The sequence below is a fragment of the Serratia ureilytica genome, from assembly GCF_017309605.1.
In the GTDB taxonomy this organism is placed as follows: domain Bacteria; phylum Pseudomonadota; class Gammaproteobacteria; order Enterobacterales; family Enterobacteriaceae; genus Serratia; species Serratia ureilytica.
This window is the reverse complement of sequence record NZ_CP071320.1, coordinates 2,921,007-2,934,316: the sequence shown is the minus strand read 5'-3', so window position 1 is coordinate 2,934,316 and position 13,310 is coordinate 2,921,007. Positions and strand designations below refer to the sequence as shown.

Genomic DNA, 13,310 nt, shown 5'->3' with positions numbered 1-13,310 from the left:
TACCACAGACAAAAAAGGGGCCCAAACGGGCCCCGGTGCGATACGGCGCGAGAGGTTTACTCCGCCACGTCGGGATGATTCTTGCCTTCTTCGATGAATTCTTCGTCGATCTCTTCGATGTTTTCCTTGCTGTCGCGGCCGGACAGGATGTTCCAGCAGGCGATGAACAGCGCGGCGATCAATGGCCCGATGACGAAGCCGTTAATGCCGTAAATCTCCATGCCACCCAGGGTGGAGATCAGGATCAGGTAGTCCGGCATTTTGGTGTCTTTGCCTACCAGCAGCGGGCGCAGAATGTTGTCCACCAGGCCGATTACGACCACGAAGAACACCACCAGGAAGATGCCTTTCCACAGCATGCCGGTGGCGAAGAAGTAGATCACCGCCGGCACCCAGATGATGGCGGAGCCCACGGCGGGGATGATCGACAGGAACGCCATCAGCGCGCCCCACAGCAAGCTGCCGTCGATGCCGGTAAAGTAAAACGCCAGCCCGCCGAGCGCGCCTTGCACCACGGCGACCACCACCGTGCCCTTGACGGTGGCGCGGGAGACGGCGGCGAACTTCACGAACAGGTGGTGCTTCACGTGCTGTGAGAGCGGCAGCGCTTCGAGCGCCAGGTTCACCAGGTACGGGCCGTCTTTCAGCAGGAAGAATAGCAGGTAGAGCATCACGCCGAAGCCGACGACGAAGTTGAAGGTGCCTTTGCCGATCAGGAACACGCTGCCCGCCAGGTATTGCCCGCCCTTGAGCGCCACCTCGGAAAGTTGTTTTTGGATCTCGGCGGCGCTGTTGAGGTTATGTTCCGCCAGGAAGCGCTGCGCCCAGCCGGGCAGATGACGCATGAAGTCCGCCAGCATGGTCGGCAATTGGCTGTTGTTGGTCTGCAGCTTGGTGTAAATCATGTTGAATTCCATCGCCAGCGATGAGGCGATGATCGCTAACGGCGTGAACACGATCAGGCAGATCAGCGCCACCGTCAGCAGCGACACCACGCCGTTGCGTTCGCCGACGTACTGTTTCAACTTCTTTTTCACCGGATGGAAAATCACCGCCAGAATAACCGCCCACAGCACCGAGGAGTAATAAGGCCCCAGCACGTCGAGAAAGGCGGCGGTAACGATGAACAGGATCAGAATAAAGAATCCCTTGGAAATGCCTTTAGACATCATAGTCGTCCCTCAAAAGATGAATTTTCAGCATAGATGAACTGAATGAAAACAACACTATCATTACCTTTGCTTATCCGGTAGGGGATTTTTAACGGCGTATTCCATAGGGTTACTAAGGGGAAAGGAGGGCGCCGCGCGAGGCTCAGGCGGCGGCGCAAGGAAAGAAAGAACGCTAAATAGTTAACAAAATTTATTGATTGTGTTTCATTTTGTGTGTTGCGCTTGCCGCCTGCGCCAGACTTTCCTAGTGTTGATGAGGGCGGCCGTTCGCCCGATACCACGCAGGAGTATGCAAATGACAGAACACAAACGACTTGCCGTTATCGAAAAGGCATTGCTGATCGCTTTCGCCGGTCTGCTGATTTATCTTGTTGCGACCGGCGCCTTGTCATTGTCGGGCCTGGATCATCACTGGCCTTATCCTTCACGATAAGCACGCGCCCGCACCAGGGAATATTCAGCACCGCTAATAATAAATAGAACCTCCTTTCTCATTATTGCGCCATTACGCCGCATTGCGCGGCTCGCGGCGAAAAATCAGCGCCAAGCCCGCCCCTGACACCGCCGCCGCCAGCACCAGCCACGCCGGCGCCGCCCAACCGGCCGCGGCCACGATGGCGCTCAGCGCGACCGGGCCGATCACCTGGCCGAGGTAGTTCCCCTGCATCACCAACCCCAGACTCAGCGGCAGCAGCGTGGGCTCCGGCGTCGCCGCCGGCGTGGCGGCCAGAATGGTGGCGGGCAGCATGCCGGCGATGGCGCAGAACAGGAAGCACAGCGGGATCAGCAGGCCATTGGGCGTCATCGGCAGGAAAATGCCGATGCCGAAGATGCCGATGACCAGGCTGGTGGCCGCGAGCAGGCTACCGGCCCGCAGACCGCGCGACAGCAAGAACCCGGCGGCGAGGTTGCCGATGATGTTCGCCGCCACCGCCGCTGCGCTGATGCCGCCGGCGACCGCCAGCGTCAGACCGATGCGCTGCATCAGAAAGATCGGTAAAAAGGTCATCACCGAGAAAAACTGCAGGTTGTAAGCGGTGAACATCAGCGCCAGCAACAGCGGCTGGCGCGCCCGCAGCATCGCGCCCAGCGCTTGCCGCAGCGGCAACGGCGGAGCGTGCGCGTCGGCGGCGCGGCGCGGCGTGGTCAGCGGCAGCAGCAGCGCGGCCAGCAGCGTCAGCGCCGCACCGGCCTGCCAGTTCTGTTGCCAGCCCACCAGGTGAGGACCGAAAAACAGCGAAATGGCGATGCCCGCCGGCATGAAGGTGCTCCAGATGCCGAACACCAGGCTGCGCTGCGCCGGGGCGACGATGCGGTTTAGCACCGCTGGCGAGGCGACCACCACGATGACGAAGCCGAGGCCTTCGACAAAGCGGCTGACGATCAAGCCGCTGAAGTCGTGGAGCGTGGCGCCGGTAAAGCTGGCGGCGCTGACGATCAGCAATCCGAGCGCCAGCAGGCGCCGGTCGCCCCAGCGGCGCACCAGCAGCCCGGCGGCGATGCCGCCGAACACTCCGACGAAGGGAAAGGCCGAAATAACCCAGCTTAGCGCCTCGAGCGAACGGCCGAACTCGGTCTGTAGCGCCGGCAGCGCGATGGTGGCCTTGCCCACGTGCAGCGCCGCGGCGATGCCGGCGAACAGCACGTTGATGACGGCTAGCCAGGGCGTGGCGGCAGGGGAAACGCGGTCGATGGCGTCCGGTTTAATCGTGGTCATAACACTCTCCAGTGGCGGTAACGCCATCACTATGTGCTCTTGCAACGGCTGAGGTCGTTCAAATGCTGCGCTATCACGCGGGGAAATTATTCATTTCGAGCTTTATTGATTGCGCGCCTTCGTTGTTTGGTTCGCCAGCGTGCCGCCCGGCGTGGACGCGGGTCCCCCTGCGGCGGTTTACTGTTCCGGCACGCAGCAGGCGTGTTGAATTCATTTTATAAGGAGCAGTGTATGTCAGAGATGATGAACGAGAGTGGGGCGCCGGCCATTGAATGGAGCTATGGCGGCCGGGGTGACGATATCAGCAGCAGCCTGAGTCTCGACACGGTCGAGGAGCAGCCGCAGGGTTTCTTGATGACGGTTGACCGGCCGGTGCAGATCTTTAAAGACGCGCTGTCGCCGATGATGGCCTTTGTCACGCTGCTGCGCCCGCTATACGCCAGGACGAGCGAGGGATTCCAGTATGTGCCGGTTTCCAATCCCTGGACCGACGTGCAGCGCCTGCCGGCCAGCGCAGGCTATCTGGGTGTGCAGGTCAACGCCGGGCTGTTCTTCCACGGTGCCAAACCGACGCACTATAAAGATCGCGATGGCCAGATGAAACCGATCGACGGCGGCACTATCCTGCAGAACATCACCGTGCTGCATCAGGTGGCGCAACCGCTCGGCCCAGGTGAAGGCGCCGTCTGAGCCGGCAGCGTTATCATGGGGGCCGAACGCGGCCCCTTTTCACGCCTTGAAACCGTGTGCAGCTTGGGTAAAACTGGCTGCCTATTCAAGGAGAAGAGTATGTACAGCGACAACGAGAAAAAATTCTACATCATCCTCAACCGCAACCACGAACCGGCCACCCTGTTTAACGCCTCCTGCCATCTGACGGCGGGCATCACCGATCTTATCGAGCAGCGCGAGTTTCACCACTACCCGAGCAGTCTCGACGGCGTCAGCGCCAATATGAGCCACTACCCGATCGTCATCCTGCAGGCCAAGAACAGCAGCCAGCTCAGCAACCTGATCCTCAAATGCAAGGAGGAGGGCGTGCTGTCCAACTTCTTCACCACCACCATGCTGTCGCATTCCGCCGAGCAGCAGATCGCCGACACCGCCAATACCCCCTACGAGCAGTTGGACTTCGTAGCGGTAGCGCTCTACGGCGACACTGAACAGCTTAAGCCGCTCACCAAGAAGTTCTCCGTCTACCGTTAATCGCGAACGGCATCACATCAGGGGCGGCAACGGCTATGATATTTTTCCATCAAATCGTTGATGGAGATGAACATGAGCGGCAAGAAAACCACCATGGCGGCCATCGCCAGAGAGGCGCGGGTCGGCATCGCCACCGTCGATCGGGTGATCAACCAACGCGCGTCGGTGCGGCCCGCCACCCAGCGCCGGGTGATTGAGGCGGCGAAAAAGTTGGGGTTCGCGTTGGAGAAGTCCCACTGCCTGTCGGCGGTGCTGGGCAGGCCGGAGCGCCGCCTGAGAATGGGGTTCATCCTGCTGCGGCGTGAACACTCTTTCTATGCGCAACTGGCTGATGAACTGATGGCGCAAGCGGCGCCGTATCATGAGCCGGGTCAGCCGCCGCAGTTCATCTTCCACTCTCTCAATGCCATCGGCGACACCGCAGCCGCCATTAGCCAATTGAGCCGCCAGGTGGAAGCGATCGGCGTGCTGGCGCTGGATCACCCCCTGATCCACTATGCCGTAGAAGAAGCCACCCAGGCGGGCATCAACGTTTTCGCGCTGCTGTCGGATTTATCGGTGCCCAGCCGCGCCGGCTACATCGGTCTGGATAACCAAAAAGCGGGCCGCACCGCCGGCTGGGCGGTGGATCGTCTGTGCCGGCGTCAGGGCGACGTCGGCGTGATCATCGGCGACAACCGTTTTACTTGCCAGGAAGCCTGCGAGATCGGTTTTCGCTCCTACCTGCGTGAGCAGATGAGCGGCCAGCGAGTGCTGGAACCGGTGCGCAGCCTCGAGGACGCGGAAACGGCGCGCCGGGTCACGCGTGAACTGCTGGCGAACCACCCGGAACTGGCGGCGCTTTACGCGCCGAGCGGCGGTGTGGAGGGCATTATTCAGGCGTTGCGAGAGAGCGGCCGGCAGCGCGACATCACGCTGGTGTGCCACGGCCCGGTGCAGGGCGGTGAAATGGCGCTGCTCGACGGCACGGTGGATCTGCTGCTGTGCCACCGCATTCCCGAATTGGCCGCCACGATCGTCGAGACGTTTCTCGCCGCCGATGAACAACCGGGATTACGCCACATCATTAATCGCTTCGATGTGATCACCAAAGAAAACCTCTGACGGCCGCTGAGTGGTGGTTGCCGAGGTCAGGGCGCAGCCAGGTGCCGCCTGAATTTGATTAAAAACTATCAAATAATTTATCAAAAATAGCGCGATCTCTATCAAAAAATAAAATTTTCATTATTGATGATTTTGGAATTTTTGTTTGATACTGCCGGCATTCCCCGCAAAAAAGGAGCCGTCGCCATGACTTTGCCTATCGCCAATGCGCCCTGCAGTTGGGGCGTGGATGATCCGAACAACCCCCATTTGCCGCCCTATGCCACGGTTCTGCAAGAAGCGTCGGCGGCCGGATACCGCAGCATCGAGCTGGGGCCGTGGGGCTATCTGCCGACGCAGAGCGAGGCGCTGTGCGCCGCGCTGGAGCAGCATCGCCTGTCGCTGGTGGCCGGCACGATTTTTGACGATCTGGTCAGCGAGGCGAACATTGAGCGCCTGCTGGCTCTGACTCATCGGATATGCCGCAACCTCTCGCGGGCGCCCAGGGCGGAGCCGACCGAGGGCGATCGCGCCGTGCCGCCGTTCTTGGTGATTATCGATTTCGGCAATCCACAACGCGCCAGGTTCGCCGGGCGTTCAGATTTAGCGCCGCGTTTGTCGCAGCGGGAGTGGCAGAGGATGATCGGGCACATTACGCGCATCAGCGAACTGGCCTGGCGGGAATACGGTGTGCGGCCGGTGGTGCATCCGCACGCCGGCGGCTGCATCGAGTTCGCCGACGAAATCGACCGGTTGGCGGCGGACATTCCGCATCACACCGCCGGATTGTGCCTGGATACCGGCCATCTGTATTACGCCGGGCTGGACCCGGCTGCCTGGCTGATCAAGCACTTTGAACGTCTCGATTATCTGCACTTCAAAGACGTCGATCCGCAGGTGTTCCGCGAGGTGCTGGCGCGCGGCGTCGATTTCTTCACCGCCTGCGCCGAGGGCGTCATGTGCCCGTTGGGCAGCGGGGCGATCGATTATCCGCAGCTGCGCGCGCTGTTGGCCGAGCGCGGATACCGGGGCTGGATCACTATCGAGCAGGAACGCGATCCGTGCAATGTGCAGGGCAGCCTGCAGGACGTCACCGCCAGCTTGCGCTACTTGCGCGGCCTCGGCTTTTAATCAGGAGAAACACGATGATCAACGGCAGCAAACCTTTGGCGAGATCGTTGCGCTGGGGCATGGTCGGCGGCGGCGGCACCAGCCAGATCGGCTACATCCATCGTTCGGCGGCCTTGCGCGACGGTGCGTTTACTCTGTTGGCCGGCGCGTTCGACATTGACGCCGAACGCGGGCGTGATTTTGGCCGGAGTCTGGGCGTGGCGGCGGAGCGCTGTTATGCGGATTATGCCGAGATGTTCCGCGCCGAAGCCGCGCGGGCGGACGGCATCGAAGCGGTCTCGATCGCCACGCCGAACAACACCCATTACGCCATTTGCCGGGCGGCGCTGGAGGCGGGATTGCACGTGGTATGCGAAAAGCCGCTGTGTTTCCGCGTCGAAGAGGCGCAGGCGTTGGCGGCGCTGTGCGAGCGGCAGCGCAAAGTCATCGGCGTGACCTACGGCTATGCCGGGCACCAGATGATTTTGCAGGCGCGGCAGATGATTGCCGATGGCCGGCTGGGGGAAATTCGGCTGGTGAATATGCAGTTCGCCCACGGCTTTCACGCCGCGCCGGTGGAGCAGGATAATCCCAGCACTCGCTGGCGGGTCGATCCGCGCTTTGTCGGCCCCAGCTATGTGCTGGGCGATCTGGCGACCCACACGCTGTTCCTGGCGGAAACCATGGCGCCGCAGCTGAAGATCCGGCGGCTGCTCTGCAGTCGACAAAGCTTTGTGCCGTCGCGCGCGCCGTTGGAGGACAACGCCTATGTGCTGATGGAGTATCACAACGGCGCCATCGGCTCCGTGTGGGCTTCGGCGGTCAACTGCGGTTCGATGCACGGCCAAAAGGTGCGCATTGTCGGTGAAAAGGCCAGCCTGGAGTGGTGGGATGAACAACCCAATCAGCTGCGCTTCGAAGTGCAGGGCGAGCCGGTGCGGATCCTGGAGCGCGGCATGCCGTATCTCGCCGCGTCGGCGCTGGCGGACGATCGCATCGGCGGCGGCCATGCGGAGGGGCTGTTTGAAGCCTGGTCGAATCTTTACCGCCGCTTCGCGCTGGCGATGGACGCCACCGATAGGCGCGACGCGGCCTTCCTGGCCGACTTCTGGTACCCGGACGTGCAGGCCGGCGCACTGGGCGTGAAGTGGGTGGCGCGCTGCGTGCAATCCGCCGAAACCGACGCCGGCTGGGTCGCCTTCGACTGAGCGCGCGATTCGCTCAGACGCTGGCCCCGTCGTAGCGGTGGATCTGTAACGCATCCAGCGCGACGTCAGGCACGCAGCGCAGGTTAACGGCGCACATCGCGGCGCCGTCCGGCGCGGTGCCGTAGGCGAAGGGCTGGGCTCCGCAGACTCGGCAGAACTGATGGCGGATCCGGTGCTGATTGAAGGTATAGGCGCTGAGTTGATCTTCACCGCTGCGCAGCGTGAAGGCCGCGAGGGGAAAGAACGACAGCAACAGCCCCTTGCGGCGGCAGATCGAGCAGTTGCAGCTGAGGGCTTCGGTCGGCAGTTCGGCGTCTACGGAGAAGGTGACGGCGCCGCAGTGGCAGCTTCCCTGGAATGACATGGCGGTGATCCTGTGGCAGGAGGGCGGGTTTGCCCAGTATAGTGCAATTTATCGCCATTCGGCCGCGCCGGGCGCGGTTTCCTTAATAAATGCGCGGTTTTCTGGTAGGTTAAGGTTTAACGTCATCAAAAGGAGATCGCGATGTTAGAGCATTACTATCCGGCAAACATGGGCGCCGAACCGGTCACGGACGAACAGCACAAGCGGCTGGTGGCGGTGCAGGCGGCGCTGGAGCTTATCAAGGCTACGCTGTCAGACACCAACGATGGCAACGGCGTGGATTTCCAGCTGAAGGCGGCGGAGAAGCACATCGGCCCGATGGCCGACGCTATTCAGGAAGCCCTGAAGTAACGGTTCGCCGTCACGTCAACCGCCCGTATCGGGCGGTTTTTTTTTGCGCCGATTACTGCGGTTTTTTTAGCGGCGTATTGCTTTTTTCCCGGCTGGTGCCGCCGGCGGCGCGACGCTACCCTAGCGTTCCGACTCCTCATCAGGCGCACGCCCATGTTTCCCTTCCGCGTATTCTCTTTGTTATTGCCGCAACGTCGGTGCGCTGCCCGGCTGGCCGGCATCGCACTGTTCATCGGCGTCGTTATGCAGGCGCAGGCCACGCAACGCATCGACTTTTCGCCGGATCCCGCCGGCGCTTACCCTGAGGGCGTCGCCTGGAATGCGCGCGCCGGCGCGTTTTTGGTGTCTTCCCTGCGCGGCGGGCAACTTGGCCTGGTTTATCCCGATGGCCGCTATCGGCGTTTTTCCACCGGCAAGGGACTGATTACCACCTCCGGCATGCTGGTGGACACCGAGCGCAACCGGGTGCTGGTGTGCAATGAAGACGTAGGGGTGTCCCTCCACTCTTCGCCCGGCACGCGCAATCGCGTGGCGCAGGTGTTGGAATTTCGTCTCGATACCGGTGCGCTGCAGCAGGTGTACGATCTGTCTTCGTTAAGCCGTGGGCCGACGCTCGCCAACGATCTGGCGCTCGATGCGCAGGGCAATATCTACGTCACCGACAGCTTCCAGCCGCAGATTTACAAGATCGACCGGGCAACGCGCCAGGTGTCGATCCTGGTGCGCTCATCGCTTCTGCTGCCCGCCGACGCGCCTGCGGCTGCGCAGGGCACGCAACCTTATCTCAACGGCATCGTGTATCACCCGGATGGCTACCTGATTGCGTCGGACTACACCCGCGGGCTGCTGTGGAAGGTGACGCTGGATAACACGCCTGCGGTCAGTGAAATCAGGCTGCCGCATCGGCTGAAAGGGCCGGACGGGCTGCGGCTCAAAAACGCCAACGAATTGGTGATCGTACAGTCTTATCCGGGGAGAACAGGGGGCATGTCCGGTGACGTGTCGCTGCTCTCCTCGACGGACGGCTGGGCCAGCGCGCATATCGTCGCCGTCGCCGCGCCGTCGGGGCTGGATGGGCCGACCGGCGCCGCGCTGCGCGATGGCGAGGTGTGGGTGGTCAACTCGCGTTACCCCAAACTTTTTGCCGACGTCGCTCAGGCGGAAAGCGTCAAGCGCTTCAGCATCGTCAAGGTGGCGTTCGCACCGCCCGCAGCGGATGGCCGCTGAGCGACGGCGGTTGCCAACCGCGCCGGAATAGGATTAAATGCCGCACTGACTGTATAAATAAACAGGGGTGTTGCAATGAGCCTGGCGCTGAAGGGTGAGAAGATCGCGCGTAACCGCTTTACCGGCGAAAAAATTGAAAACGGCAGCTTTATGCTGTGTGATTTTTCGGGCGCCGATCTGACCGGCACCGAATTCATCGGCTGTCAATTTTACGATCGCGAGAGCCGACAGGGCGGTAACTTCAGCCGCGCGATCCTGAAAGACGCGAGTTTTAGAAGCTGCGATTTATCGATGGCCGATTTCCGCCACGTTGACGCATTGGGGTTGGAGATCCGCGAATGTCGCGCGCAGGGAGCAGATTTTCGCGGCGCCAGCTTTATGAATATGATCACCAGCCGCACCTGGTTTTGCAGCGCCTATATCACCAAGAGCAACCTGAGCTACGCCAATTTTGCCAAAGTGGTGTTGGAGAAATGCGAGCTGTGGGAAAACCGTTGGCACGGTGCGCAGGTGCTCGGCGCCAGCTTCAGCGGCTCCGATCTGTCCGGCGGCGAATTCTCCGGTTTTGACTGGCGCGCCGCCGATGTCACCCAGTGCGATCTGAGCAACGCGGAACTGGGCGAGTTGGATTTGCGCACCACCGATCTGCAGGGCGTTAAAATGGACAGTCACCAGGCCGCTCAACTGCTGGAGCGGCTGGGGATCGCAATCATCGGCTGAAGAGCTGCCTGATGCCCAGGCTGATGATCAGCACGCCGCAGGCGCGATCGATCCAGGCTTTACTGCGTCGGTAGGCGCTGGCGATCGGCGCGTGCGACAGCACCAGCGCCACCAGGCCATACCACAGGCTAGCGACTACCGCGACCTCCAGCAGCATGGCGGCGAAGGTGGGCATGGAGACATGGGCAGGCGCCGCCGACGAAAACACCGCGGCGTAAAAGGCGACGGATTTGGGGTTGGCGATGTTGGTGGCGACCCCTTGCAAGAATGCCGATCTGAAGCCGGAGTTCACCCCACCCGCTGCGCCGATAACCCCTGAGCCGGGAGCTGCATGGGCGATCAGCCGATAACCGAACCAAATCAAATAACCTGCGCCGGCCACTTTTACCGCCAGCGCCAGCCAAGGGAACAGGGTGAAAATCATGCCGACGCCGAGCAGGGCGCTGCTCGCCCAGAATAGGTTGACCAAGACAATACCTGCCACCAGAGCGAAAGCCTCGCTGCGGCGCGCGGAAACAGCTTTGTGTGCAACGGCGACAAAGTTGGGGCCGGGGATCACCACGCCGACAATATACACGGTGAAGACGGCGAGCACGGCTGGCATATCAATCATCGGTTAACGGCCTGTAAGAAGGGGGAACCTAGTTCTATAATGAATCGCCGGCATGATCCAGCAGTGCGAAAAAATTTTTTCATAGGCCGTTAGCGGCAGATGCAGGCGGTGCTTTGCGGTAATAAATTTATGAGGCAGATGAATATAATTTAAAATATATCTTGCTTAAATAATTTAGCTGTGTGTAAATAGCGTCATCGGTTTGTAGTACAGACCTTATGAAAGCAGTTTTAGTAAAGCAGTTCTCAGTATTAGCGATATCCCTCAGATACCTCTTCTTCCGCGAATTCTCTTCTCTAGCGCCCCATAAGTTTCCAATAAAAACAGACCTCTATCGCCCTATGGCGTCGCAAAAATATAAAGGAAATATCTCTATGCCCAATAAAATGACGGGTTTGGTAAAATGGTTTGATGCAGGTAAAGGCTTTGGCTTTATCACCCCGGCAGACGGCGGCAAAGATGTGTTCGTACACTTCTCCGCTATCCAGAGCAACGATTTCAAAACGCTGGACGAAGGCCAACAGGTTGAGTTCACTATCGAAAATGGCATGAAGGGGCCTTCTGCCGGCAACGTGGTCGCGTTATAATTTTCGGCCGAGGTGCAATTTCTTACGACAGCGATGATGGTTTAAGCCGGAGCAGTTAAGCAATGAAATCCTCAGCCTGAATAAACTCCGGGTTCGCCCGGAGTCTTTCTCGATACGTCATTAACTCAGCAGGAAGAGCGGCAGCGAAATTATTCGTTGGCGGACTGGGGTTCGATTCCTCGATGACGTTCCAATAATTAATGATTATTGGCAACAGAAAAACAGATTGCCGCAGAATTAATAACGCCGCGTTTCCGTCTATTTTTCTGTTGTGAAAAAGTCGCGCTTAGGCTGCGTAATGTTGGAGTGTGGGATGGACGCTTACGCCATAACATGACAGCCGGGAAAGTCACCGGCACACGATTAATAGCCCCGGCCTTGGCCGGGGTTTTTTATGCCCGCGATCTTAACGCTGCGAGTCCAGCAGTTCGTTATTTTTCACCACGTCCTGCGCCTTGAGGTAGCTCTCGATCAGCAGCTGATAGGCCGGGAAGATTTTGGTGTAGACCTCGGCCCACTGCTGAGCGTCGGCGCGATTCCAGCTGCCCTGCAGCTCGGAGGCGACGCCGGCGGTGTCGATCGGCACCACGCCCGCCTGTACCACGCGCGCCAGGGTAATTTCCTGCGCCATTTTCGAGTAGGTGCCGGAGGCGTCGATTACCGCGAAGACCTTATAGCCTTCGGCCACCGCGCTGATGGACGGAAAGGCCATGCAGACGCTGGTGATGGTGCCGGCGATGATCAGGGTTTTGCGGCCGGTGGCTTTGACCGCCGCCACGAAGTCCGGGTTGTCCCAGGCGTTGATTTCCCCTTTACGGGCGACGTATTGCGCGTGCGGCGCATTCTGGTGAATTTCCGGGATCAGCGGGCCGTTGGGGCCCTGCGGCACCGAGGCGGTGGTGATCACCGGCAGTTTGCTGAGGGTGGCGATGCTGGCGAGGGCGGCGGCGCGAGCACGCAGTTCGGTCATCGGCATATCGGCGACGGTCTGAAACAGACCGCTCTGGTGGTCGATCAGGAGCATGACCGCGTCATTAGCATCAATAACAGGACGCTGGCCGTTGAAGTTGGCTGGAGTGCTCATGGTGTTTTCCTTTTCTCGTCGTGAGGTCAGTGGGTATCTTCTTTGATTGATAAGGCTGAAACTCAGCACTTGCCTACAGTGTAGGGAGAGGAGAGAAATCCGGTAGAGCCTAAAGCCGGGATGCATCGTTCCATAAATGGAACGACACTGCAGCAGGCGCGGGGGCCGGCGCTGGGCTAAACTTAAGGTGCATGAGAAACATGCGGCAAGGAACGCCATCCTGTTCATGGGTTTGACGCGGAGGGCCGCCGTCATGGCTTATCAGCATATCGTTGTCGCCACGGATCTCAGCGAAGACGCCGAGTTCCTGTTGGGCAAGGGCGCCAGGTTGGCCGCCGCGCTCCAGGCCAAACTTTCACTGATTTATATCGATATTCACCGCGCCGGTTATTATGTCGATCTGGGCGTGGGAGATTACAACTACACCGATCGCACGTTTTCGGAGCGGGTGAAGAATATGCTCAATGCGATCAAAGGGCAGTCTTCCTATCCGGTGGAAGAGGTGATCGTCAGCCGTGGCGCATTGACGGAAGAGCTGAATCGGGTGGCGAAGGAAAAAGGGTTCGATCTGGTGATCTTCGGCCATCACCACGATGTCTGGAGCCGGCTGGTTTCTTCGGCGCGTCAGGCGATCAATGAGTTGAACGTCGATCTGCTGGTGATCCCGATCGAGAAAAAGTAGTCGCGGCCGCCGGCGAGCGGCTGCTTTTTTCATTCGCATCGCTTATCTCTGAGCGGCCATAACCGTCTATCCGCAATAATCCCGCTTGCTGACAATCCGCCAGGAAAATAGTGACTGTCCGCAATTTTATTATCTCCATCAATATGTTGGCCAAAATCCGATAAAGATTAACTCAGCGCATTGAAA

At 59.9% G+C, this 13,310-nt stretch carries 16 protein-coding genes and 1 pseudogene; 12 read left to right on the top strand and 5 right to left on the bottom strand.

Features of this window, described 5'->3' with window-relative positions:
* Window positions 1-56: 56 nt before the first annotated feature.
* Window positions 57-1,172 carry an AI-2E family transporter gene (locus J0X03_RS13675; RefSeq protein WP_123061630.1) on the bottom strand — a complete coding sequence of 372 codons (1,116 nt, stop codon included), beginning with the start codon at window positions 1,170-1,172 and terminating at the stop codon, window positions 57-59.
* 295 nt (window positions 1,173-1,467) lie between these two features.
* On the opposite strand from J0X03_RS13675, the gene J0X03_RS13670 reads away from it, so the two are divergent.
* Complete coding sequence (locus J0X03_RS13670) at window positions 1,468-1,605, top strand: hypothetical protein (RefSeq protein WP_016928056.1); 138 nt, start codon at window positions 1,468-1,470, stop codon at window positions 1,603-1,605.
* A 72-nt stretch (window positions 1,606-1,677) separates the two neighbouring features.
* Here J0X03_RS13670 and J0X03_RS13665 read toward each other — a convergent pair whose 3' ends face one another.
* A complete protein-coding gene (locus J0X03_RS13665) occupies window positions 1,678-2,889 on the bottom strand; it encodes an MFS transporter (RefSeq protein WP_206975656.1) in 1,212 nt (403 codons plus the stop codon).
* A 231-nt stretch (window positions 2,890-3,120) separates the two neighbouring features.
* On the opposite strand from J0X03_RS13665, the gene J0X03_RS13660 reads away from it, so the two are divergent.
* From J0X03_RS13660 to J0X03_RS13640, 5 genes are all read left to right on the top strand, one after another.
* Window positions 3,121-3,579, top strand: a complete 459-nt coding sequence (locus tag J0X03_RS13660; RefSeq protein ID WP_046686918.1) for a hypothetical protein — start codon at window positions 3,121-3,123, stop codon at window positions 3,577-3,579.
* 99 nt (window positions 3,580-3,678) lie between these two features.
* Window positions 3,679-4,095 (top strand): DUF2000 domain-containing protein, encoded by a 417-nt coding sequence (locus tag J0X03_RS13655; protein ID WP_004941246.1) that lies wholly within the window; start codon window positions 3,679-3,681, stop codon window positions 4,093-4,095.
* 72 nt (window positions 4,096-4,167) lie between these two features.
* Window positions 4,168-5,199, top strand: a complete 1,032-nt coding sequence (locus tag J0X03_RS13650) for a LacI family DNA-binding transcriptional regulator (protein WP_160204196.1) — start codon at window positions 4,168-4,170, stop codon at window positions 5,197-5,199.
* A 186-nt stretch (window positions 5,200-5,385) separates the two neighbouring features.
* On the top strand, window positions 5,386-6,309 hold the full coding sequence (locus tag J0X03_RS13645; protein ID WP_160204197.1) for a TIM barrel protein: 924 nt from the start codon (window positions 5,386-5,388) through the stop codon (window positions 6,307-6,309).
* A 14-nt stretch (window positions 6,310-6,323) separates the two neighbouring features.
* Window positions 6,324-7,496, top strand: a complete 1,173-nt coding sequence (locus J0X03_RS13640) for a Gfo/Idh/MocA family protein (protein WP_197666342.1) — start codon at window positions 6,324-6,326, stop codon at window positions 7,494-7,496.
* Between the two features lie 13 nt (window positions 7,497-7,509).
* Here the strand turns inward: J0X03_RS13640 and J0X03_RS13635 are convergent, their stop codons facing one another.
* Window positions 7,510-7,860: a GFA family protein gene (locus J0X03_RS13635; RefSeq protein ID WP_033652085.1), complete on the bottom strand. Its 351-nt coding sequence runs from the start codon at window positions 7,858-7,860 to the stop codon at window positions 7,510-7,512.
* A 141-nt stretch (window positions 7,861-8,001) separates the two neighbouring features.
* On the opposite strand from J0X03_RS13635, the gene J0X03_RS13630 reads away from it, so the two are divergent.
* From J0X03_RS13630 to J0X03_RS13620, 3 genes are all read left to right on the top strand, one after another.
* Entirely contained in the window at window positions 8,002-8,211 is a 210-nt protein-coding gene (locus tag J0X03_RS13630; protein WP_004941260.1) for a hypothetical protein, read from the top strand.
* A 153-nt stretch (window positions 8,212-8,364) separates the two neighbouring features.
* Entirely contained in the window at window positions 8,365-9,438 is a 1,074-nt protein-coding gene (locus J0X03_RS13625) for an SMP-30/gluconolactonase/LRE family protein (RefSeq protein WP_160204199.1), read from the top strand.
* 75 nt (window positions 9,439-9,513) lie between these two features.
* Window positions 9,514-10,158 carry a Qnr family pentapeptide repeat protein gene (locus J0X03_RS13620; RefSeq protein WP_033642796.1) on the top strand — a complete coding sequence of 215 codons (645 nt, stop codon included), beginning with the start codon at window positions 9,514-9,516 and terminating at the stop codon, window positions 10,156-10,158.
* On the opposite strand, the gene J0X03_RS13615 is transcribed toward J0X03_RS13620, so the two are convergent.
* Window positions 10,148-10,771: a LysE family translocator gene (locus J0X03_RS13615; RefSeq protein WP_047026242.1), complete on the bottom strand. Its 624-nt coding sequence runs from the start codon at window positions 10,769-10,771 to the stop codon at window positions 10,148-10,150. The genes J0X03_RS13620 and J0X03_RS13615 overlap by 11 nt on opposite strands.
* A 374-nt stretch (window positions 10,772-11,145) precedes the next feature.
* Here J0X03_RS13615 and cspE point away from each other — a divergent pair, with 374 nt between their 5' ends.
* Both cspE and J0X03_RS13605 read left to right on the top strand, forming a co-directional pair.
* Entirely contained in the window at window positions 11,146-11,358 is a 213-nt protein-coding gene (cspE, locus tag J0X03_RS13610) for a transcription antiterminator/RNA stability regulator CspE (protein ID WP_160204711.1), read from the top strand.
* A 114-nt stretch (window positions 11,359-11,472) separates the two neighbouring features.
* Window positions 11,473-11,551: pseudogene (locus tag J0X03_RS13605) on the top strand.
* 213 nt (window positions 11,552-11,764) lie between these two features.
* Here the strand turns inward: J0X03_RS13605 and J0X03_RS13600 are convergent.
* Window positions 11,765-12,442, bottom strand: a complete 678-nt coding sequence (locus J0X03_RS13600; RefSeq protein ID WP_016928046.1) for an isochorismatase family protein — start codon at window positions 12,440-12,442, stop codon at window positions 11,765-11,767.
* Between the two features lie 253 nt (window positions 12,443-12,695).
* Between J0X03_RS13600 and J0X03_RS13595 the strand changes: the two genes are divergently transcribed.
* Window positions 12,696-13,124 carry a universal stress protein gene (locus J0X03_RS13595; RefSeq protein ID WP_033642798.1) on the top strand — a complete coding sequence of 143 codons (429 nt, stop codon included), beginning with the start codon at window positions 12,696-12,698 and terminating at the stop codon, window positions 13,122-13,124.
* The last annotated feature ends 186 nt before the right edge of the window (window positions 13,125-13,310 follow it).